General features: G+C 61.3%; 22 protein-coding genes. 13 read left to right on the top strand and 9 right to left on the bottom strand.

Annotated features, from left to right (window positions below; translation table 11 throughout):
* Positions 1 to 89: 89 nt before the first annotated feature.
* From ACQZ5F_RS00615 to ACQZ5F_RS00625, 3 genes are all read right to left on the bottom strand, one after another.
* The gene (locus ACQZ5F_RS00615; RefSeq protein ID WP_225339285.1) at positions 90 to 866 is read right to left on the bottom strand and encodes a YbaY family lipoprotein; all 777 of its coding nucleotides are present in this window, start codon (positions 864 to 866) and stop codon (positions 90 to 92) included.
* A 333-nt stretch (positions 867 to 1,199) separates the two neighbouring features.
* Positions 1,200 to 1,724 carry a heme utilization cystosolic carrier protein HutX gene (gene hutX / locus ACQZ5F_RS00620; protein WP_225339284.1) on the bottom strand — a complete coding sequence of 175 codons (525 nt, stop codon included), beginning with the start codon at positions 1,722 to 1,724 and terminating at the stop codon, positions 1,200 to 1,202.
* Between the two features lie 10 nt (positions 1,725 to 1,734).
* Entirely contained in the window at positions 1,735 to 2,082 is a 348-nt protein-coding gene (locus ACQZ5F_RS00625; RefSeq protein WP_046801515.1) for an antibiotic biosynthesis monooxygenase family protein, read from the bottom strand.
* Positions 2,083 to 2,278: 196 nt separating this feature from the next.
* Between ACQZ5F_RS00625 and ACQZ5F_RS00630 the strand changes: the two genes are divergently transcribed.
* From ACQZ5F_RS00630 to ACQZ5F_RS00640, 3 genes are read left to right on the top strand one after another with little or no spacing between them, the layout of a single operon-like run.
* Positions 2,279 to 3,172, top strand: coding sequence for a heme/hemin ABC transporter substrate-binding protein (locus ACQZ5F_RS00630; RefSeq protein ID WP_225339283.1), 894 nt, complete (start codon positions 2,279 to 2,281; stop codon positions 3,170 to 3,172).
* Positions 3,169 to 4,257: a FecCD family ABC transporter permease gene (locus ACQZ5F_RS00635; RefSeq protein ID WP_046801514.1), complete on the top strand. Its 1,089-nt coding sequence runs from the start codon at positions 3,169 to 3,171 to the stop codon at positions 4,255 to 4,257. The genes ACQZ5F_RS00630 and ACQZ5F_RS00635 overlap by 4 nt, the downstream gene beginning before the upstream one ends.
* A complete protein-coding gene (locus ACQZ5F_RS00640) occupies positions 4,254 to 5,036 on the top strand; it encodes a heme ABC transporter ATP-binding protein (protein WP_225339282.1) in 783 nt (260 codons plus the stop codon). Before ACQZ5F_RS00635 ends, ACQZ5F_RS00640 begins: the two co-directional genes overlap by 4 nt.
* Positions 5,037 to 5,098: 62 nt before the next feature.
* Here ACQZ5F_RS00640 and ACQZ5F_RS00645 read toward each other — a convergent pair whose 3' ends face one another.
* Complete coding sequence (locus tag ACQZ5F_RS00645) at positions 5,099 to 5,455, bottom strand: YbaN family protein (RefSeq protein ID WP_046801512.1); 357 nt, start codon at positions 5,453 to 5,455, stop codon at positions 5,099 to 5,101.
* A gap of 251 nt (positions 5,456 to 5,706) precedes the next feature.
* Here ACQZ5F_RS00645 and ACQZ5F_RS00650 point away from each other — a divergent pair, with 251 nt between their 5' ends.
* The 5 genes from ACQZ5F_RS00650 to ACQZ5F_RS00670 all read left to right on the top strand — a co-directional run bounded on the left by ACQZ5F_RS00650 (position 5,707) and on the right by ACQZ5F_RS00670 (position 9,976).
* Entirely contained in the window at positions 5,707 to 6,102 is a 396-nt protein-coding gene (locus tag ACQZ5F_RS00650) for a VOC family protein (RefSeq protein WP_046801511.1), read from the top strand.
* A 14-nt stretch (positions 6,103 to 6,116) separates the two neighbouring features.
* Positions 6,117 to 6,830 carry a uracil-DNA glycosylase gene (gene ung / locus ACQZ5F_RS00655; RefSeq protein WP_046801510.1) on the top strand — a complete coding sequence of 238 codons (714 nt, stop codon included), beginning with the start codon at positions 6,117 to 6,119 and terminating at the stop codon, positions 6,828 to 6,830.
* 70 nt (positions 6,831 to 6,900) lie between these two features.
* Positions 6,901 to 7,977: a siderophore-interacting protein gene (locus ACQZ5F_RS00660; RefSeq protein WP_225339281.1), complete on the top strand. Its 1,077-nt coding sequence runs from the start codon at positions 6,901 to 6,903 to the stop codon at positions 7,975 to 7,977.
* 168 nt (positions 7,978 to 8,145) lie between these two features.
* A complete protein-coding gene (locus ACQZ5F_RS00665; protein ID WP_046801508.1) occupies positions 8,146 to 9,090 on the top strand; it encodes a VOC family protein in 945 nt (314 codons plus the stop codon).
* A 271-nt stretch (positions 9,091 to 9,361) separates the two neighbouring features.
* Entirely contained in the window at positions 9,362 to 9,976 is a 615-nt protein-coding gene (locus ACQZ5F_RS00670) for an alpha/beta hydrolase (protein ID WP_225339280.1), read from the top strand.
* A gap of 179 nt (positions 9,977 to 10,155) precedes the next feature.
* Here the strand turns inward: ACQZ5F_RS00670 and ACQZ5F_RS00675 are convergent, their stop codons facing one another.
* The gene (locus ACQZ5F_RS00675) at positions 10,156 to 10,740 is read right to left on the bottom strand and encodes a transglycosylase SLT domain-containing protein (RefSeq protein ID WP_046801507.1); all 585 of its coding nucleotides are present in this window, start codon (positions 10,738 to 10,740) and stop codon (positions 10,156 to 10,158) included.
* 673 nt (positions 10,741 to 11,413) lie between these two features.
* Here ACQZ5F_RS00675 and ACQZ5F_RS00680 point away from each other — a divergent pair.
* Entirely contained in the window at positions 11,414 to 11,947 is a 534-nt protein-coding gene (locus ACQZ5F_RS00680) for a transglutaminase-like cysteine peptidase (protein WP_225339279.1), read from the top strand.
* A 54-nt stretch (positions 11,948 to 12,001) separates the two neighbouring features.
* Here ACQZ5F_RS00680 and ACQZ5F_RS00685 read toward each other — a convergent pair whose 3' ends face one another.
* Positions 12,002 to 12,889, bottom strand: a complete 888-nt coding sequence (locus ACQZ5F_RS00685) for a DMT family transporter (protein ID WP_225339278.1) — start codon at positions 12,887 to 12,889, stop codon at positions 12,002 to 12,004.
* 241 nt (positions 12,890 to 13,130) lie between these two features.
* Here ACQZ5F_RS00685 and ACQZ5F_RS00690 point away from each other — a divergent pair, with 241 nt between their 5' ends.
* Positions 13,131 to 14,429 carry an adenylosuccinate synthase gene (locus ACQZ5F_RS00690; protein WP_046801505.1) on the top strand — a complete coding sequence of 433 codons (1,299 nt, stop codon included), beginning with the start codon at positions 13,131 to 13,133 and terminating at the stop codon, positions 14,427 to 14,429.
* 70 nt (positions 14,430 to 14,499) lie between these two features.
* Positions 14,500 to 16,782 carry a hypothetical protein gene (locus tag ACQZ5F_RS00695; RefSeq protein WP_225339277.1) on the top strand — a complete coding sequence of 761 codons (2,283 nt, stop codon included), beginning with the start codon at positions 14,500 to 14,502 and terminating at the stop codon, positions 16,780 to 16,782.
* Positions 16,783 to 17,086: 304 nt separating this feature from the next.
* Here the strand turns inward: ACQZ5F_RS00695 and rpoH are convergent, their stop codons facing one another.
* The 3 genes from rpoH to ACQZ5F_RS00710 all read right to left on the bottom strand — a co-directional run bounded on the left by rpoH (position 17,087) and on the right by ACQZ5F_RS00710 (position 20,292).
* Positions 17,087 to 17,989 carry an RNA polymerase sigma factor RpoH gene (gene rpoH, locus ACQZ5F_RS00700; protein ID WP_046801503.1) on the bottom strand — a complete coding sequence of 301 codons (903 nt, stop codon included), beginning with the start codon at positions 17,987 to 17,989 and terminating at the stop codon, positions 17,087 to 17,089.
* A 168-nt stretch (positions 17,990 to 18,157) separates the two neighbouring features.
* A complete protein-coding gene (locus ACQZ5F_RS00705; protein WP_225339276.1) occupies positions 18,158 to 18,982 on the bottom strand; it encodes a class I SAM-dependent methyltransferase in 825 nt (274 codons plus the stop codon).
* Between the two features lie 287 nt (positions 18,983 to 19,269).
* Positions 19,270 to 20,292, bottom strand: coding sequence for an RluA family pseudouridine synthase (locus tag ACQZ5F_RS00710; protein WP_052818236.1), 1,023 nt, complete (start codon positions 20,290 to 20,292; stop codon positions 19,270 to 19,272).
* Positions 20,293 to 20,330: 38 nt separating this feature from the next.
* Between ACQZ5F_RS00710 and ACQZ5F_RS00715 the strand changes: the two genes are divergently transcribed.
* Positions 20,331 to 20,723, top strand: a complete 393-nt coding sequence (locus ACQZ5F_RS00715; protein WP_046801500.1) for a hypothetical protein — start codon at positions 20,331 to 20,333, stop codon at positions 20,721 to 20,723.
* The coding region (locus ACQZ5F_RS00720) for a TrmH family RNA methyltransferase (protein ID WP_448739308.1) at positions 20,713 to 21,441 on the top strand (729 nt) is incomplete at its 3' end. The genes ACQZ5F_RS00715 and ACQZ5F_RS00720, both read left to right, overlap by 11 nt.

Raw genomic sequence — 21,441 nt, forward strand, 5'->3', positions numbered from 1 at the left:
AAAGGCACCCGCGCCGTGCCGGAAGCGACATGGAATGTTCCACGGCCAGCACGGCGGCGGGAGCTATTGTGACAGGGTCGTTCCCAACTTCAGGCGCGGCGCAGGCGCATGGCCGTGCGGCCGCGGCCGTCGATCAGTTCCAGCGTGCCGCGGCGCGGCTCCAGCCGGAAGGAGCGCGCGCCCTCCAGCGCATCGATGAACTGCCGTTCCTGGCGCATGATATCAGGGGCGCAGGCCATCTGGGTGGAAATCATCCGGCCGAAATCGACGCGGTTGCGGCTGATTTTCACTTCACCGCCAATGCCGTTGCAGCCGGCATTGGCTGACACGCGGCCCTCGCGGGAAATTTCCAGTGTCGCCTGGCGGCGGCCGCGAACCCGCTCGCCTCTGATGTCCTGTACCAGCCAGCGCCCGTCAATGCCAGCTTCCGGTTCCGGCTTGCCGGGGCCGGCACCCACACTCTCCAGCACGAGGTCGGTATTATCCCGGCCGCCGGCCAGTACCGAATAACGCCGCGTGGTGGTGAAGAGCAGCCGGTCGCGGTCGCGGATTTCGGCGCTCAGCGCATAGGAGCGGCGGCCCCTGATGTCGCGATCGTCATAACGCAGCACGAAGGGTACCGGCACCTGGCCGCGTGGGCGGATGGTGGTTTCGGCAATGGTCTGCGACGGCGCATCCGCCAGCGAGACATCGATCAGGCGTACGGTCACGGTTGCGCCCGGCGGCAAAGCGATGCGCTCACGATAGGAGACGGTGCCGCGCAGGCTTGCCGGTGCCGCCGCCGCGCCGCTTGCCGCAAAAAGCGGGGCGAGCGCAACAAGCCCGGCAAAACTGCGGCGGGAAAGAAGAGGCTGGCGATCATTCATGGGGCGTGCTCCGTGCGGTTTCCGTTCGAATTTCAACGGATGATAGAAAACGGCACTGAACGGGCGATGAACCGATGGATGTTCCCCTGAATGCTCGAGGAGAGGTTCGGGGTGGGTGATGGCGTGTGCGATTGCGAGAGCCGAGGCATCTCCACCCTCATTCCTGTGCTTGTCACAGGAATCCAGCCCCCCGCGTGTCCACGCGGCAGAGGAGTCTTTTCAGCCCAAGTCCTTGGGCTGACTAGATTCCTGTGAGAAGCACAGGAATGAGGGCTAGGAGAGGTTGCCGCAGCCACGGAAAGCAATTCCTCGGGCTGCAGCCTCCGGCTCACCTTAGCCGCGGAAACCGTCCCGCAGCGCTTCGAACTTCGCCAGTTGCTCGGCCCGCAATTCCTTGTTTTCGTCGCGGCGGACGAAAATCTTGAACATGGCGCCGCCGGCGGCATTCATGAACCAGACGGAACAGGAGCGGCGGCCGTGAAAACCGCGGTCAACGAAGGTGATGCCGGCGCAATTGTCCTTCTTGATGTGACCGCCGATCGGGCTGTCACCGTGGATGTTGAACCAGCCGTGGCTTTCCGTGCCTTCCGGCAGGTGGCCGGGCACTTCCAGCACGATATCGCCGGTCTGTACGATCATCAGGACTTCGCCCCAGCCGCGCATCTCGTTCCAGATCGCGTCGAAACGGTCGGCGGCAGCGGACACGGCGGATCCTTCAGGCAGGATCGCCAGAATTTCGGCCGGCGTTACTTCGGCCTTGGCGGCGATGGCCTCCACGATACCGTCAGGCTTTTCGGCAAGGGCAGCTGCGGCGCGCGCCTGTCTGTCGTCATCGGTCTTTTGGGCTGCAATGCTCATCTGCTGTGCCTCAGGCGGCAATCGAACGGCGTTCGCCATTCTTGTCTTCATGGATGATGACGTCGAAGCCTTCAAAATGCGGGCCGGAGAGATATTCCACCTTGCCGCGGTTATCACCGGCTTTGGCGTGGGCGGCGCGGAACTGTTCGGATTTCGTCCAGTTCAGGAAGTCTTCCTTGGTGGCCCACACGGTGTGCGAGGCATAAAGCGTATGGTCATCCGCCTTCGGGCCTTTCAGCATGTGAAATTCAATATAGCCCTGCAATTCGCTGAGGTGCGATTTGCGCTCGCGCCAGATGGATTCGAAGGTTTCCTCGTAACCCGGCACGACGCGAAAACGGTTCATTGCGATAAACATGAAATTCTCCCTTTAAGTTTCCAGTTTCAGTCAGGATATCCAGCCGCGGCGATGTTGGGAAGAGGCTCACGACAAAGCGAACAAATTTACTCCACTTATTGATTGCGCGGCTCATAAACATGTGCAAAGAACTCAAGTTAAATGGTGCGGGCAAAGCCGCGCCCGCTCGTGTTTGGTCGTGTTTCAGGATAACGCCATGTTGAATTTTCGCCTTCGTCCGCTTGTTCTCGCCGCACTCGTGCCCGCCGCAATCGCCTTTGCCGCGCCGGCTGCCATGGCTTCGGACAAGGGTAATCCGGAGGCGAAACGTATTGTCGCGGTTGGCGGAACGGTGACGGAAATCCTCTATGCGCTGGGTGCGCAGGATCGCATCGTGGCGCGCGACAGCACCAGCAGCTATCCGGCGGATGCGCTTTCCAAGCCTGACATCGGTTATATGCGGGCGCTGTCGTCAGAAGGTATTCTGTCGCAGAAACCGGATCTCATCCTCTCCGAAGACGGCTCCGGCCCGGCGGATGTCGTCGCTATTCTCAAGGCCAGTGCGGTGCCTTTCGTCACGGTCGACACGCCGCCAAGCGGCGATGCCATACCGAAGAAGATCGAGGATATCGGCGCGGCCGTGGGGCTTTCCGACAAGGCGAAGGCGCTGGCGGCGGACACCAGGGCCGGACTGGATGCGCTTGCCAAGGATGTTTCGACTGTCCCTGAAAAGAACAGGAAGCGCGTTCTTTTCGTGCTCTCCAGCGCTGGCGGCCGCGTCATGGCGGCGGGCAAGGATACGGAAGCCGCGGCGATCATCGAAATGGCCGGCGGTATCAATGCCGCTCAGGAAATCAGTGGTTACAAGCCGCTGACGGATGAGGCGGTCATTGCCGCCGCACCCGATGTCGTGCTGACGATGGAGCGCGGCGACCATGCCGGCAAGGCGGCCGAGATTTTTGCGCTGCCCGCCTTCCAGTCCACGCCGGCTGCGGCTGAAAAGGCGCTGATCAGCATGGACGGGCTTTATCTCATCGGGTTTGGCCCGCGTACGCCGGCCGCCGGCCGTGAGCTGGCAGCGAAGCTTTACCCGGAGGCGGTGAAGCCGTGAGCCTTGCTGCCTTGAGTTCCGCTGAGGGCAGGTTTGCCGGCGACAGATCCCGGCAGGGGGTCGTCACGCTTGCCGTGCTTGTCGGCATCCTGCTGTTTGCCTGTGGTGTGTCGCTGGTCAGCGGACCGACGGGCGTCGGCATCTCCGAACTCTGGGCTTATCTCACCGGCGGCGCGGCCGAGCTCGACGCCCGTGACAAAATCATTCTCGAGGCGGTGCGCCTGCCACGCACGGCACTCGGCATGTTGATCGGCGCGGGGCTTGGTGTCTCCGGCGCGATGATGCAGGGCCTGTTCCGCAATCCGCTGGCGGACCCCGGCATTGTCGGTGTCACCTCGGGGGCAGCGTTGTTTGCGGTTGCTGCCATTTCGTTGGGTGAAGGCGCGCTTGCCACGGTTGCGGTGTTTTTCGGCCCGCATTTCCTGCCGCTGATGGCGTTTTTCGGCGGGCTCCTGAACACCTGGGTGCTTTATCTGATCGCGACAAAGGATGGCGCCACCTCTACCACCACGCTCATTCTGGCCGGTATTGCGGTTGCGGCAATCAGCGGCGCGCTGACCGGGCTGATGATCTTCGTCGCCGACGATCGGGCGCTGCGTGACATCACCTTCTGGTCGCTCGGCTCGCTCGGCGGGGCAACTCCCGCCAAGGTGCTCGCCACCTTGCCGTTCATCATCATCGTGCTTGCCATCATTCCCTTCGTCGCCCGTGGGCTGGATGCGCTGATTCTGGGCGACGCTGCCGCCTTCCACATGGGCATTCCGGTGCAGCGGCTGAAGCGGATCGTCATCCTGGCCGTTGCCGCCGCCTGCGGGGCGAGCGTGGCGGCGGCCGGTTCCATCGGTTTCGTCGGCATCGTCGTGCCGCATCTTCTGCGCCTCGCCATCGGTCCGTCGCACCGTTTCCTGCTGCCGGCATCGGCACTAGGCGGCGCCGCATTGCTGCTTTTGGCCGACAGTTTCGCCCGCACGGTGGCGGCTCCGGCGGAACTGCCCATCGGCGTCGTCACGGCGCTGATCGGTGCGCCGGTCTTCCTGTTCCTGCTGCTGGGCCGCGGCGGTTTTTCCATGCGGAATGCGTCATGATCGGGGCCGAAAACATCACTCTCATCCGCTCCGGCCGCCGCCTGCTGGACGATGTCAGCGTCGATCTGCAGCCGGGCAAGGTCAATGTCATCATCGGCCCGAACGGTGCGGGTAAATCCACGCTGATGAAGGTTCTGTGTGGCGAGCTGCATCCGGAACATGGTTCGGTGACCTATAACGATATCGCCCTGCCGCTGTTCAAGCCGGTCCAGCTTGCCCGCCTGCGGGCCGTGCTGCCGCAGAATACCCAGCTTGCCTTTCCCTTTACCGCGCTTGAAATCGTCCGCATGGGCGCGGTGGCGCAGGGATCGCGCGCGCCGGAAGAGCAGGCCCGCCGGGCGCTTGCCAAGGCCGGCTTGCGGGGGTTCGAGCAGCGCTCCTACAACATGCTGTCGGGCGGCGAGCAGCAGCGGGTGCAATTTGCCCGGGCGCTGGCGCAGGTGCCCTTTCCGGTGGAAAATGGTGAGGTGCGGGCACTGTTTCTTGATGAACCGACGGCCAGTCTCGATATCGGCCACCAGATCGCGGTCCTAGAAACGGCGCGCGATTTTGCGGCTGGTGGCGGTCTCGTGCTCGCCATCCTGCACGATCTCAACCTTGCGGCGGAATTTGCCGATCAACTTATCGTCATGCATGGCGGCCGGGTGACGGCGAGCGGGCCATCGCTGGAAACCATCAGCGACGAGACGATCGCGCGGGTTTACGGCATTGGCGGCGTTGTCGGCCGGTTGCCGGCGCGGCATATTCCTTATGTGCTGCCGCAGTCGCGGCACCGCTAGGGCCTTTCCAGGAAAAGTGGAAGCCGGTTTTCCGTCCGCGGCGAAGCTCGAAAGTCTGAAATTCAGCTTTCCGGGCGGGTGGCGATGAACAGCGCCGAACCGAGCATGACGGCGGCAACAATTGCGGCGCGCATAAGCGGCGGGTCGCTGAGGAACCAGAAGGCAGCGTAACTCACCGTCATGGCCGACAAGGCTGCGATCTTGGCCTTGCGGGCGATTGCGCCACGTTCGCGCCAACGCCGAAGCGAAGGGCCGAATCTGGGGTGGCTGAGAAGCCATGCCTCGAGCCTGGGCGAAGAGCGGGAGAAGCACCAGAGCGCCAGAAGAAGAAACGGCGTGGTGGGCAAAACGGGAAGAAACGCGCCGACAATGCCGGTCGCGACCATAAGCCAGCCAAGACAGAGGTATAGAAGGCGCATGGCTATGCCGGTATCATGACTTATCTACTCATGATAGAGCGGCTGCGAGAAAACCGCGAGCCTTGTTGCCGCAGGCCCTCGCCACACCGGGAAAACCGGCGGTTTTGGCCATCACATTTGGCGTGATCGGACCGTTACCTCCTGTCGCAGGTCGCCTTTAGGGTTGAAAGCGCGACGCTCAGTCTTTATCCCCTTGGGCCGCGATGTCCGGAGCATAACCGGACCACCAAGGGTTAGAAGAAGGAAACACCATGGCCAAGCTGATCCACTCGATGGTCCGGGTGCTGGACGAAAAGCGTTCGGTGGAATTTTACACGCAGGCTTTCGGGCTTGAGGTTGCGGAACGCGCCGAGTTCGAGAATTTTACGCTGATCTATCTCAGCAATGCCGAGGGCGATTTCGAGCTGGAGCTGACCGTCAACCGGGGTCGCGAAGTGCCCTATGCGCTGGGTGACGGCTATGGTCACCTCGCCGTCAGCGTTGCCGATGTGGATGCCGAACACCAGCGCTTCACCGAGATCGGGCTTTCGCCCGGCAAGATCATCGAAGCCGATTATAAGGGCCAGCCTTTCGCGAAATACTTTTTCATCTGCGACCCGGATGGTTACAAGATCGAAGTACTGCAGCGCGGCAACCGGTTCAAATAGGGTAGAGGCACATCATGGCAGAGGCAGGCGTCAAACTCGAGGATAGCTGGAAACGCGTTCTTTCCACCGAATTCGCCAGCCCCTACATGCTGAAGCTGAAAGACTTCCTGCTTGCTGAAAAAACCGCCGGCAAGCGCATCTTTCCCAAGGGTGCCGAATATTTCCGGGCGCTGGATCTGACGCCGCTGGATGAAGTCAAGGTCGTCATTCTGGGACAGGACCCCTATCATGGGCTTGGCCAGGCGCACGGTCTGTGTTTTTCAGTCCAGCCCGGCGTGCGCATTCCGCCTTCGCTCGTCAATATCTACAAGGAATTGCAGGCCGATCTCGGCATCCGCCCGGTCGGTCACGGTTTTCTTGAGAGCTGGGCGAAACAGGGCGTGCTTTTGCTCAACAGCGTGCTGACGGTGGAGGAATCCCGCGCTGCCTCACATCAGGGGCAGGGCTGGGAGAAGTTCACCGATGCCGTCATCCGCGCCGTCAATGACGAATGCGATCACGTGGTGTTCCTGCTCTGGGGCTCCTACGCCCAGAAAAAGGCGGCCTTTGTGGATCAGCGCAAGCATCTGGTGCTGCGCTCGCCGCATCCTTCGCCGCTTTCGGCCCATAACGGCTTTTTCGGCAATGGCCATTTTTCCAAGGCCAACGCCTTTCTCGTCTCCCACGGCCGTCAGCCGATTGACTGGCAATTGCCGGAAACGGCGGGAAGCGACAAAAACCTTCTTTAGATACTCATAAATACCTTTGCGCTTTGCGGCTGCCGGGATTAAAGATAACCGGACTACAAAGTGAAGGATTATGCCCGTGTCTCTCCTGTCTGCAGAAACCTCCGTCTCGCTGCCCGATCCGCTGTCGATCGTCGACGCTTTCGAGGATCATTTTTCCGAGCATATGGAGATGGAGCGTGAGGGGCCGACGGTGCGCTTCAAGACCGAATATGGCCATGGCAGCTTCAGCGCCGAAGGCGGCCGTTTCGCCGCGCGGGTGAACTGCATTTCCGAACATATCCTGATGTCGGTTAAGGCCATGGTGGCCGAGCATATTGTCGAGTTTTCCGGCGAGACGGGGCTGGATTTCCGCTGGAGCGGCCATGGGGCCTACCAGCGGGAATTGCCCAATCTCTTCATCGGCAAGGTTGCCCGCGCCTATAACCTCACGCCGCATATGCGCCGGCTGGTGGTGTCGGTCGAAAGCGGCATCGAAAGACTGGTCACCGGCGGCATGCATGTCCGCCTGCTCCTGGTGCCGGATCAGGCCCGTGCGCCGGTCTGGCCCTACCTGGCACCCACCGGCGCCATCGTCTGGCCGGCCGGCGACGATCTTCTGATGCGGCGCGTTTATACCATCCGTTCCGGCGATGTCGGTCGCGGCGAGGTGGATATCGATTTCGTCATGCATGAGGGTGACGATATGCCGGGCGCGACCTTCGGCGCGACGGCAAAGCCGGGTGATGTTCTCGGCATCATCGGCCCAAGCGGCACCTGCCCGGGGGCGGAGCGCTACGTCTTTGCCGGTGACGAAACCGCGCTGCCGGTGATGCTGCGCATGGCGGCCGAAATGCCTGTTGGCAAGAAGCTCAGCGTCTACGCTGAAATTGACGACGAGGCTGAGCGGCAGGAGATTGTCTGCGCGGCCGATGTCGAATGGACATGGCTCTATCGTCGCGGCAAGCCTGCCGGCACCTCCGGCCTCATCGAAAAGGCGCTGCGCGACCACGCCTGGAGTGCGGACCACGAAGGCCTGCATGTCTTTGTCGCCTGCGAAAAATCCGAGGCGAGGGCGGCAAAATCCTTCTTGACCGACGAAATCGCCTTCCCCAAGGCGTCGCTGCGGGCTGTCGGTTACTGGACCATGGGCGCTGCCGACGACCATTGAGGTCTGCGGCATGGCGGATTCGGCTGAACAGTGAGTTTTATCGTTCACCAATCGGGAACAATCCGTTCCCGTTGTCCGGTCTATGCCTTCTGCGCCTCTTACCCCATCTTTACGCCATGAACAGGGCGGGCCCGATTGCGAGGCCTGCCAGGCGAAAAGGGGTTTATCATGCTCAACCAGATCAAGGGCCTGCACCACGTCACGTCAATGGCGGCCAGTGCGCGCCAGAATAACGGCTTTTTCACCGATACGCTCGGCCTGCGCCGGGTAAAGAAGACTGTCAATTTCGACGCGCCTGACGTCTATCACCTCTATTATGGCGATGAGGTCGGCACGCCCGGCTCCGTCATGACCTATTTCCCGTTCCCGCATATCGCCCAGGGCCGTCCAGGCACCGGTGAAGTGGGCACGACGCTGTTTTCCGTTCCGGAGGGATCGCTCGGCTACTGGCAGGAGCGTCTTTCGAAGGCCGGCGTGGATGGCCTGAAGGCCGATGAGGCGTTCGGCAACAAACGCCTGCATTTTGCCGGACCTGACGGAGACGGTTTCGCGCTGGTCGAGGTCAGGGATGACAATCGCGCTCAGTGGACCGGCAATGGTGTCGGCGAAGATCAGGCGATCCATGGTTTTCAGGGCGCCAGCTTGCGTCTTCGCGATGAAGGGGCAACTGCCGAGCTGTTGAAATTCATGGGCTATCAGGAAGTGGATCGTCAGGATGGCGTGCTGCGCCTCGGTATTCCCGGCGGCAATGGTGCCGACTTCATCGACATCGAAACCATGCCGAATATCTCCGGCGCGCGGCTGGGTGCGGGGTCCGTGCACCACATCGCCTTTGCGGTCGAAAACCGCGCCAAGCAGCTGGAAGTACGCCAGGCGCTGATGGATACGGGCTATCAGGTCACTCCCGTCATCGACCGCGATTATTTCTGGGCGATCTATTTCCGCACGCCCGGCGGCGTGCTGTTTGAGGTGGCCACCAACGAACCCGGTTTCGACCGCGACGAGGATACCGCCCATCTCGGCGAGGCGCTGAAGCTGCCAAGCCAGCATGCGCATCTGCGCTCCGCGCTGGAAAAGCAGCTGGAACCGCTTGGGGACGAGAAAGCGGTTTAATCCGCTCTTACTTAGCCCTCCATTGCGTTTTGGCAGGACGTTGCCTCGTCTTTCTTCTCCCCGTTCGGGGAGAAGGTGGCCCGAAGGGTCGGATGAGGGGGGCAACGTTGCCGTATCTCACGACCCTTGCCTCCTCATCCCGCTGCCGCGACCTTCTCCCCGGCGGGGAGAAGAAACAAGCAGCATCCGCTCGCTCCACATGATTGCTCCGCTTGGCTGAAAAAGCCGCGAAGGTATCGCCGAAACTCTTCCTTCCAGAAAGGATTATCCGATGAACAAGGACACCTATTTCCACAAATCCCGCGCCGGTGCCGCCGGTGCTCCGCTTTTCGTCGTGCTGCATGGCACGGGCGGTGATGAAAACCAGTTCTTCGACTTTGGCTCCCGTCTTTTGCCGCAGGCCACCATTCTCTCACCCGCCGGCGATGTTTCCGAACATGGTGCAGCGCGCTTCTTCCGGCGCACGGGCGAGGGCGTTTACGACATGGCCGACCTTGCCCGGGCAACCGACAAGCTGGCGGATTTCGTCAAGGCAAACCGCGAACATTACCAGTCCGGCCCAATCATCGGTCTCGGCTTTTCCAACGGCGCGAATATTCTCGCCAATGTGCTGATCGAACAGCCCGAGCTTTTTGATGCCGCAGTGTTGATGCATCCGCTGATCCCGTTCGAGCCGAAAATTTCCCCGGCCAAATCGTCACGCCGGGTGCTGATCACGGCGGGAGAGCGCGATCCGATCTGCCCGGTGCCGCTGACGACAGCGCTGGAACAGAGCCTTCAGGCGCAGGGTGGAACCGTGGAGACGGTATGGCATCCGGGCGGGCATGAAATTCGCTCGAACGAGATCGATGCCGTGCGGGAATTTCTCTCGGTTTACGGGGAGTGATGCTGTCTTCCGTCATGCCGGCCTTGAGCCGGCATCCAGCCACGGCGCGTCTGCGCTGTGGAAAGAGTCTTTCGCGATCAAGGACTTGATCGCACTGGACCCCGGATCTAGTCTGGGGTGACGGAGGAAGGATTTGCTGCTCCGTCATATAATCCCAACGGAGCTCGTCCCGCCGAGCCTCAGCGATATCCGCATTGCTGCAGCTGCGCCTCGTAACGCAGCGCCATGTTGGCGGAGCGGCGGGCGGCCTTCTGGACGGCGGAATTGTTGCGCCAGCTGCCCTTGGCATAACCGGCATGGCCGGAATAATAGGCGAGGTAGAGATTGTAGGGATCGTTCAGCGAAATGCCGTTTTCGCGGCGGCTTTTGGCGTGATACCAGCCGACGAAATGGATGGCATCGGTGAAATCCGTGCGGCTTGCTCCCCGGCGGCCGGTTTCGCGCTGGTAAACACTCCATGTGCCATCCAGCGCCTGGGCATAACCATAAGCGCTCGACTGGCGCGTCCAGGGAATGAAGCCCAGCAGCTTGGTGCGCGGCGGCCGTGCATAGGGACGGAAGGCGGATTCGGTATAGATCGTCGCCATCATGACAGGCACGGGCACGCCGAACTCCCGTTCGGCCGCTTTCGCATCACGTCGCCAGTTGTTGAAAATGCCGTTCCGCTGTTCGAAAATCGCACAGGCATTGGTGACCTGTGACGGTGCGGTGGCGCAGCCGGCCAGAACGAGCATCAGAAAAACTACGGCAAATACGCCACGCATAACGGAACCCTTTCGTTCCGCTATTCTTAAATTGCTAACCATTAACGTCGGGTTTTAAGACAAGGTTAATTCAAATGCCGTCGATCAAGGGCCTGTTAACCCGCTGAAAATTCCTGTGGCCGGGATGGGGCGAAAGCGTGTGCCGCGCCTCTCCTGCGTGCCTTTTTCGCGATACATTTATCCCCGCGCGTCCACGGGTCCGGCCGGCTCGCTATAATCTCCTCATCCCGGTCATCGAGCGTGCGCGCGGCGCAAGGTGGACGGGGCAGGCGGCCGAACCGGGGAATTTCCCGATGTCACGGTTAAGGCAGCCGGCATATGTCCATCCGCCAAACAGGAACCGGTTTGGCGGGCGGCGTATATGTTGAGACCGGGGCCGCATCGCCTGCAAACCCTCAACCATCCTTTCAATACCCCGCAGTGATGCGGCCCATTTATCGCCTCTCAACACTGCTTCCGAATTGGGGCGGTGATATCGGCGCATATTTGAATAAAAAGCGGTCGCTGTACAAAAATGAAAACCGATAAAATTGTAGCAATCGGCTTAAAGCGCTCGAAAACAGTCGTGTGCCATTGTGGGATCACAGACGGAGAGCGCCTCTGAAAAGAGACGTTCCCACAAAACAGAAATCGAGACCGGCACAAGCCGGCGGATCGCCAAACGGGGTATGAAATGTTGAAGAAGATTATTGCTGCTGCCATCTGCGGAATTGTCGTCGCTTCCATGTCCACCCACGCCGATGCGGCGGGTGCTGCCGGTTTTGCCCGTGGTTTTGCCGCTGTTGAAAAGAGCGCGGTGAAGGAGATCGGTGTTTCGGCGCCGGGCGGTTTTGATGGCTGTGTTCTTTCCGCCGGCCAATGTGTTTCGACGATTGCCGCGCCGCTTAACGGCGAGCGTCGTGAGGAACTGTTGCGCGTCAACCGCGATGTAAACGCCACCATGGGTGCGCTCGATGATTATTTTTCCGGCTTCGCAACCGATGTGCCCGCAACACCTTCGTTAAGCCTTGGCGATTGTGGTGATTGCGCCGCGATCAAGCGCACGGCGCTTGCCGGTGCCGGCTGGTCTTCGAGCGCGCTGCGCCTCGCCTTTTCGCTGAACAATGACGGATCGCTCGAAAAAGTGCTGATCGTTACCACCGACAAGGGCGATATCGTTCTCGGCAATGCCGTCTTTTCTCCGGCGGAGCGCGAAACCGCGCTTTAAGCCCATCTCTTCATGCCTGCCAGACTACGCCGGTTTTTCCTGATCCTATCTGGATCAGGAAGCCGGCGATTTTTTTCGTTCCGCGACGGCAATGCCGGCGAGCGCCATGACGAGTGCCGCAATCTGGTAGGTGTGCAGGGTTTCGCTGAGCACCACGACGGAAAGAAGCGTGCCGAAGACGGGTACGAGGTTGATGAAGAGGCCGGCGCGGTTGGCGCCGATCTGCTCCACGCCCTTGATGTACAGGATCTGCGCGATGAGGGACGCAAAAATGGCGGCATAGACCACCAGCACCCAGCCCTTCTGATCCGGCCAGACAACGCTGTTTCGCGACATTTCCCAGAAGACCAGCGGCACCGAGGTGAGGAGGGCGAAGAAGGCGGGAATGGCCATCAGGGTGCGCCAGTCGACTGCCGGTTTCCAGCGCAGGATGACGGTGTAGATGGCATAGACCAGCACGGCGAGCAGCATGACGGCGTCGCCCGCATTCATTTCCAGCTGCAGCAGCGAGACCGGATCGCCATGCGAGGCGAGCAGCGCCACGCCTGATATGGTGAGACAGAAGCCGACGATCTGGCCGAACAGCACGCGGGTGCGGAACAGGATGAAGTTCAGGACGAAGATGACCATGGGAATGCCGGCCTGGATGACGGCGGCATTGATGGCGGAGGTGTGCTGCAGGGCCGTGTAGAGAAACACGTTGAAGGCGGTGTAACCGACGCTGCCGAGCACGAAGAAATACGGCAGGCGCTTTTTTACCACCGGCCAGTCCTTGATGAGCTGCGGCACGGAAATGGCGAAGATGATGGCGACGGCGAAGACCCAGCGCAAGAAGGTGAAGGCCATGGGGCTGATGTGGCCGACGGCCAGCTTGCCGGCAACGGTGTTGCCGCCCCAGCAGAGCGTGGCGATGATGAGGGCGATATAGGCTTTGGAGGGCACGCTGATGTTTCGCTTCTTCACGGGGCGGGAAAACGGCAAAGGGGTGAATGGCGGTCTTGCGCCCGCGCTTGGCCCCCACGGGGCGAGATAATGCGGGAAATCCACGCCTTGTCACGGAAAAAGCAAAATTCTCCATAAGAAACAGGGTCGCTTTCCGTAAAACAACACAGTATACATTCGCGGGTTTGGGTTTCCCATCGGGTTATCGGGCGCGCAAGCGCCATGAGCAGGAAAGCAAGAAATGACGAATGTTGTGGTGGTCGGCTCGCAATGGGGCGACGAAGGCAAAGGCAAGATTGTCGACTGGCTGTCCGAGCGGGCAGATGTCGTCGTGCGGTATCAGGGCGGCCATAATGCCGGCCATACGCTTGTCATCGATGGCATCAGCTACAAGCTTTCGCTTCTGCCGTCCGGCGTCGTGCGTCCCGGCAAGCTCGCCGTCATCGGCAATGGCGTCGTGGTCGATCCGCATGCGCTGATCGCCGAAATCGGCCGTCTGGAAGCACAGGGCGTCAAGGTTACCCCGGAAAACCTGCGTATCGCCGACAATGCCACCCTTATTCTTTCGCTGCACCGCGAGCTGGACGGCATGCGCGAAGACGCCGCCTCCAACAGCGGCACGAAGATTGGCACCACCCGTCGCGGCATCGGCCCGGCTTACGAAGACAAGGTTGGTCGCCGCGCCATCCGCGTCATGGATCTGGCCGATATGGAGGCGCTTTCCGCCAAGGTCGACCGTATCCTCACGCATCACAACGCGCTTCGCCGCGGTTTCGGCGCGACCGAAGTTTCGCACGAGACGATCATGGAAGAGCTGGGCTCGATTGCCGAGCGCATCCTGCCATTCAGCGAAACCGTGTGGCTGCTGCTCGACAAGAAGCGCCGCGCCGGTGCGCGCATCCTGTTTGAGGGCGCTCAAGGCTCGCTGCTCGATATCGACCACGGCACATATCCCTATGTGACCTCTTCCAACACGGTTGCCGGCCAGGCCGCCGCCGGTTCGGGCATGGGTCCGGGTTCGCTGGGTTACATTCTCGGCATCACCAAGGCTTACACCACGCGCGTCGGCGAAGGTCCGTTCCCGACCGAGCTGAATGATGAGATCGGCCAGTTCCTGGGCGAAAAGGGCCATGAATTCGGCACCGTCACCGGCCGCAAGCGCCGTTGCGGCTGGTTCGATGCCGCACTGGTGCGCCAGTCGGTCGCCACCAATGGTATTACCGGCATCGCGCTCACCAAGCTTGACGTGCTTGACGGTCTCGACGAGCTGAAAATCTGCGTCGGCTACAAGCTTGACGGGCAGGAAATCGACCATCTTCCGGCCAGCCAGGGCGCGCAGGCGCGCGTCGAGCCGATCTACATCACGCTGGAAGGCTGGAAGGAATCTACCGTCGGTGCCCGAAAATGGGCGGATTTGCCTGCTCAGGCAATCAAATATGTCCGTCAGGTCGAGGAATTGATCGGGGCGCCTGTCGCGCTTCTGTCGACAAGTCCGGAGCGTGATGACACCATACTTGTGACTGATCCGTTTGAGGATTAATGTCCTCGGCGATCTAGATTCATAAACCATATCGGGCCGGTACGTCGCCGGTCACGACGAGAAAGTGCTTATGGCGGATTTTGTAGCAGTCATTCGCAAGGCCGTGGATGGCTTGGCGAACAATACTCCCGAAAACCGGGCGAAGGTTTACGACAAGGCGCGCAGTGCGGTTGTGCGCCAACTCGAGAATATGAAGCCACGTCCGCCGGAAGAATTGTTGCGCCGGCAGATCGCCAAGCTGGACGCCGCAATCGCCGAGGTGGACAGCGAATATGCCGAGGCGCTTCCGGCGCTGGAGGAGGATGAAGAATTCTCCTCCGCTGCCGAAGAGGCCGCAGCACCTTACCATCAGCACGATATCGATGAGGATCGCGCGGCCCATGCCGCCGAGCCTGTCGAGGCGGAAGAACCCGCCTCGACCGAGGCCGCACAGCCAGAGCCGGCTTATGAAGAACCCGCCGTCGAGGAAGAGCCTCGCCACGAAGCGCCGGTTTCCGCCGCCGCCGAGCAGGATGAGCAGGTTTACGAGGAACAGCGTGAAGAAGAACGCGAGCCGGAAGAGCTCTATGAAGCGCCCGCTCCGATAACGCCCGCTGTTTCCGATGAAACGCACGGAACCTATTTCACCCGTGCGGAGGAAGAGCCGGCCTATCGCGCGGCTGACGAGCACGATCGCGAATTCGAAACCGCGCCGCGCGAAGATGATACGTCCGTTCCCGCCCATTGGGCAAAGCCCGTGGATGAGGACGACTGGCGCAAGCTTGAAGAAACGCAGGCCGACGATGCGCCCGCCGCTGACGACTATGCCGACGTGCGTGCCGAGACGGACGAGCGCCCGCTGGTTGCCGGTTATGCCGCGCAGCATTATCAGGACCCGGCGGTGAATTTCGAGCCGGAGAAGCGCGATGCGGATGACCGCTTCGGCCATGCGGCGGTGGATCACGATCCGGTCTTCGGCCGGCAGGATGAATTTTCCGAACCGCGCCAGACGGACGATACGACACCGAAAAAGTCTGCCGTCGTTGAGGATTTCTCGTCCTATTTCCAGGACACGGAGATCGCCATTCCGGCCAGGGACGCGCCGGCTCTGCCGCGCGCCGACAATGATCCCTTCGGCGATCAGACACCGGCCAAGGACAACAAGGAACGCACCCCCTGGGACGATCTGGACGAGCTGATCGGTTATGACGGCGCGTCGTCTTCCAGCCGGGCAACTGCAGACGATACGCCCGCCGTGGGCGCAGGTGCTGCGACGCCCGCCTACATGGTCAAGAAGAAGCCGCGCCGCAATTATGCGTCGCTGGTGCTTGCCCTTGTCGGGGCCGGGCTTCTGGCAGGTGGCGGTTATGCGCTGTGGATGAACCGCGACGCCCTGAACGACATGGTCGGCGGGCTGGTGCAATCGGCACAGAATGGTGGCCAGACCCAGACGCCTCCGGCCACTACTCCGACAGGTGAGGCGCAGACATCGACGCCGCCTGCAACCCAGCAGCCGCCCGCCACCGGGCAGCAGCCGGCAAACCACCAGACGCCGACGCATGGCGACGATGGTTCCGTGACCGGCACGAAGTTTACCCAGCGGCTTCTGGCCGACGGGACCGAGCGTGACGAGGGGCCTGCGCCGGGCGCGAACGGCCAGCCGGTGACGGCAGAAGGCCAGTCGGTTTACGAACAGAACGTCGCGCCGCCGCCTGCGGGTGAGGCTCCGGCCAATACTGCCGGCGCGCCCGCGGGAACGCCCAATGGAACACCTGCCGGCACGCCGCCGGCCCAGCAGCCTGCCGCTGCCGCCACCGGCGATCGCATGTTCCTTTACGAGGAAGTGCTGGGCCAGACCGTTCCAACGGCCATTCAGGGCAGCGTTTCCTGGTCGCTGCAGCAGGAAAATGATGCGGAAGGCAAGCCATCGCCCACCGTTCAGGGCCAGATCACGGTTCCCGGCCGCGGCTTGAGTGCGCTTATTACCTTCAAGCGCAACACCGATCCGTCGCTGCCGGCCAGCCACCTGATCGAGATCGTCTTCTCGGTTTCGCCCGGTTTCGAAGGCGGCGCGATCGACAGCGTCCAGCGTATCGCGATGAAGAGCACGGAGCAGGATCGCGGCAATGCCCTGATCGCGGTTCCGGCCAAGATCACCGACGATTTCCACATGATCGCGCTTAACGACTTCCCGGATGCGATGAAGACCAATCTGGAGCTGCTGAAGAGCCGCAACTGGATCGATATCCCGGTCTCCTATCGCAACGGTCGCCGCGCGCTTCTGACGCTGCAAAAGGGCAATGACGGCATCGCCGCCTTCGACAAGGCACTCAGCGAATGGGCGGCGGCGGCACCTGCTGCCGGCGGTCAGTGATGATTTTGGGGGCTTGCCGAGAGCTTGCCCCCTCATCGTCTCGCTTACGCTCCGGCACTTCTCCCCGGCGGGGAGAAGAAACTGCCCCGCCCGATTGCGCCCTTCAGACATAGTCCCTGACATTTGATGCGGAATGAGACGTCGCCGCAAATTCTTCTCCCCGCCGGGGAGAAGTGCCGGAGCGCAAGCGAGGCGATGAGGGGGCAACGCTCAAGGGTTCCCCGCAACCATGCGTCTGGCAAACAAAAAGCCCGCAGATCTTGCAATCTGCGGGCTTCATATTGATTAGCGTTTCAATAACCGTTTACGCATCCACCACGCGCAATGCGCGGGCAGCCTCGAGGGCTTCCTTCTGCACCGCTTCCTGCACCTTCTCGAAGGCGCGAACCTCGATCTGGCGCACGCGTTCGCGGCTGATGTCGAACTCTGAGGAGAGTTCCTCCAGCGTCACCGGATCTTCCGCAAGGCGGCGGGCCTCGAAGATGCGGCGTTCACGGTCGTTCAGCACGCCCATGGCCTTTGCCAGCATGCGGCGGCGGGTTTCCAGTTCGTCCTGCTCGATCAACACGGCTTCCTGGCTGTCATGGTCGTCCACCAGCCAATCCTGCCATTGGCCGGATTCGCCTTCGGAAGCCTTGATCGGCGCATTCAGCGACGCGTCGCCATGCAGGCGGCGGTTCATCGAGATCACTTCTTCTTCGGAAACCTGCAGCTTGGTGGCGATTTCCTTGACGTGTTCCGGCTTCAGATCGCCGTCGTCGATTGCCTGGATACGGCCCTTCAGCCGGCGCAGGTTGAAGAACAGTCGCTTCTGGTTGGCCGTCGTGCCCATCTTCACCAGCGACCACGAACGCAGGATATATTCCTGGATCGAGGCCTTGATCCACCACATGGCATAGGTGGCAAGACGGAAACCGCGTTCCGGATCGAACTTCTTCACCGCCTGCATCAGGCCGACATTGCCTTCGGACACAACTTCGCCGATCGGCAGGCCGTAACCGCGATAACCCATGGCAATCTTGGCAACGAGACGCAGATGGCTGGTGACGAGCTTATGGGCGGCGTCGCGGTCGCCATGCTCGGCGTAACGCTTGCCAAGCATGTACTCTTCCTGCGGCTCCAGCATCGGAAATTTACGGATGTCGTCGAGATATCTATTGAGACCGGCTTCACCGGCCGTAATCGTAGGCAAACTATTGCGGGCCATAAAGCACCCCCTTATCTATGGTCTGGAACGGCGCCCTCTCTGGCGTGGCAAAATCACCCGCCCGAGGCACACCGTAAGCTGCGGGTCGTTACCGACCCCGCACGAACCCATGTGACAGATATGTATGCGCCCGCCGCGTTTCAAGCGAACGCTGCGTTCACACATGCGTTATGTTCCGGCGGCATTGTCTCTGACCTGTTTAACTTTCGAACGGTAGATTCGTTCCGAAAAACCGCCAAGGCCGGAGCGTACCATCAGCTCATACATTACCCGCCGCCGCATGGGATTGTGCAGGCGCATGACTTTGGAACCGAGGAACTGCGTCTCGACATGGCCAAGCGCCTGCAGATCGGGGTCAGTGGCAATTGCGCCCGCATAAGTCGCGTGAAATTCCCGGCGGCAGACATAGGTTTTATATTTGGTCATGCCGAAGCAGACGAGGCTATGGCCATGGGTGCGCAGAAAATCGGCCACACCCACCGTCACCTCCGGCCAGGCCGGGTTGAAGGTATCGTCGAAAACGATGATGCCGTGCGGGGCGATCACCTCCATCGCCAGTTTCGCATCCGCCAGCACGTGATGCAGGTGGTGGCCGCCATCGATGCTGAAGAAGCGCGCCGGGCCGATGCGTGAGGTGATCTCGGCGGGGGCCAGCCGGGTGCTGTCGCCCCTTATGATCAAGTCCTCATCCATGGCAAAACCCAGCCGGCGGCCGTTTTCCATCAGGCGTTCATATTGGTCGAGGCTGCCATCTTCGGGCGGATCAAGATCGAACAGATCGACGCCCAGCACCTTTTCCTGCGTCCCAGCGAATTTGCGCAGCAGGAAATAGGAGCGGCCATAATAGACACCGATTTCCGCCATTCCACCCTTGAGATCGTCCCGCGTCTGCGCCTGCAGCAAAGCCTTGAAGACAAGCGCGTCGGGTGGGTCGATATAACCTTCTATGCTGCGTAGATCCTGAAATATGAACCGGCGGTCTTCGATATTCATGCGCGATAGATCCCGTCATCATGCCGGTTCCGCTCAGGCTTTTGCATCGAACGGAAGGCGTTGCTTGCGGCGTCGGTTATTCGGCAAGCTCGGCATGCGGCCACGGTGTTTGCGGGGACGATTACAAGCCTTGCGGGGGCCGAGGAGGTGCGACGATTGAAGCGAAATTGGGGCGGTCTACAAAAAGGACCGACTTCGGAATATCGCTATCCGCTAATCTTTTTTTATTATCCGGGACTTCCGGCGAGATACGTGGCGCGGTTTTTTTGACCGCGCCATACCAGTTTTCAGCTGCGCAGGGCTTCAAGCAGTTCTTGCATATCGTCAGGCATATCGGTTTCGAACTCCATCACCTCGCCGGTGCGAGGGTGTTCGAAGGCCAGCAGATAGGCATGCAGCGCCTGTCGCGGAAAGCGGTTGACGGTGCTTCTGGCCGGTTCTTCCAAAAGGTTCGCCTTGGTGCGGAACGACGCGCCATATTCGGGATCGCCGATCAGCGGATGGCCGATATGGGCCATATGCACGCGGATCTGGTGGGTGCGGCCGGTTTCCAGGCGGCACTCCACCATGGAGGCGAGGCAGGAGGCGTCAGGCCGTTCATGGAAGCGTTCCATTACCTCGTAATGGGTGATCGCCTCGCGGGCGTCATCGGTATCCTCACGCTTGACGGTGCGTTTGGTGCGGTCGGCGCCGCGGCCAAGGGCAGCATCGATGGTGCCGCGCAGGGTGCGCGGGCGACCCCAGACCACGGCCTTATAGGCCCGCTCCAGCGGCCCGGTGCGGCCGTGATCGGCAAATTGCGCGGCAAGATGACGGTGGGCATTGTCGTTTTTCGCCACGACCATGACGCCGGAGGTTTCCTTGTCCAGCCGGTGCACGATGCCCGGCCGCTTCACGCCGCCAATGCCGGAAAGGCTGTCGCCGCAATGGTGAATGAGGGCGTTGACCAGCGTCCCGGTCCAGTTGCCGGCGCCCGGATGCACGACGAGACCGGCGGGCTTGATGAGCACGATCAGGTCCTCGTCCTCATATTCCACGTCGAGCGGAATATCCTCGCCCTGCGGCACGGGGTCTTCCGGTTCCGGCATGACGATTTCGATGCGATCGCCCGGATGCACCTTCTTTTTTGGCTCGGTGACGGGCGTTCCGTTGAGAAGGACGGCGCCCTGCTCGATCAGCGCTTTCAGGCGGCTGCGTGACAGATCGCCGCCAACTTCGCCCACCAGCCACACATCGAGGCGGCCTTCGGCATCTTCCCCGGCAATCAGGACTTTCCTTGCGTCTCCGCCTTGTTTAAAGGGGTCGTTCATTGTTATTTTTCCGATCCATCAGCATTTCAGGGAACCCGATGACGCAGATCGAGCCAGACGAACAGGAAGACAAGCCGCTTGATCCGGCCGTGGAAAAAGTTCGCCGCAAGATGATCCGTTTGCAGATCGTGTCGGGCTCCGTGATGTTTATCAGCCTTATGGCCGTCTTCGGTGCGGTTGTCTACAAGGCGATGGGGCCGTCGAAAACGGTTCAGACGCAGAGTGCTGCGCCAAATCTTGCCGTTCCCACCGGTAACGGCCCGCTGGCTGTCACCGCCAGCCTGCCGCAGGGCTTCGTGATCGACAATGTCAGCTATTCCGGCGGCGACATGCTGTTTTATGGCCGGCTCGCCAATGGCACCCGCAAGGCGCTGGTCTTCAACGTCGCGGCCGGCCGTTTTCTGGCCGATGTGACTGTTGATGCCCAGTGAGGGCAACGAGGGTGTGCTGCTGGATGGGCGGGCGCTGATTCCGGTCGATGACCCGGCCGATCCGCGCATCGCCGCCTTTCGCGATATTCGCGAGCGTGACCTGACCGGGCGTCAGGGCCGCTTCATCGCCGAAGGCACGGTGGTGCTGCGCATGCTGGCCGCCGCCCACAAGGCAGGTGGGGCCTTCGCGGCGGAAAGCATCCTCATCCTCAAAAACCGGCTTGCCGGCGTTGCTGATATTCTTGCCGATTTCCCTGATGATGTTCCCGTTTATGTGGCCGAAGCGCCGGTGCTTGATGGTATCGTCGGTTTCCACCTGCATCGCGGCATTCTGGCGCTCGGCCGTCGGGTGGAACGCGATGGGCTGGAGGAGATGACGGCCGCGCTTCCGGCCGCCTCGCTGGTGCTGGTGGGCTGCGGTATTTCCAATCACGATAATCTCGGCGCGATGTTCCGTAATGCGGCGGCGTTTTATGCCGATGCAGTGTTGCTGGACGAGACCTCATGCGACCCGCTCTATCGCAAGGCGCTCAGGGTCTCCGTGGGGTCCGTCCTTTCGGTTCCCTATCATCGCGGCGGCGGCGCGGTGGCGATGCTGGAGCGGCTGTCCGAGGCCGGTTTTGCCATCTGGAGCCTTTCGCCAAACGGCGAGACCGAAATCCGTGATATTCCCCGTTCAGAGCGCATGGCGCTTGTTATCGGCACCGAAGGCGAGGGT

The sequence above is a fragment of the Agrobacterium sp. 22-210-1 genome, from assembly GCF_053522525.1.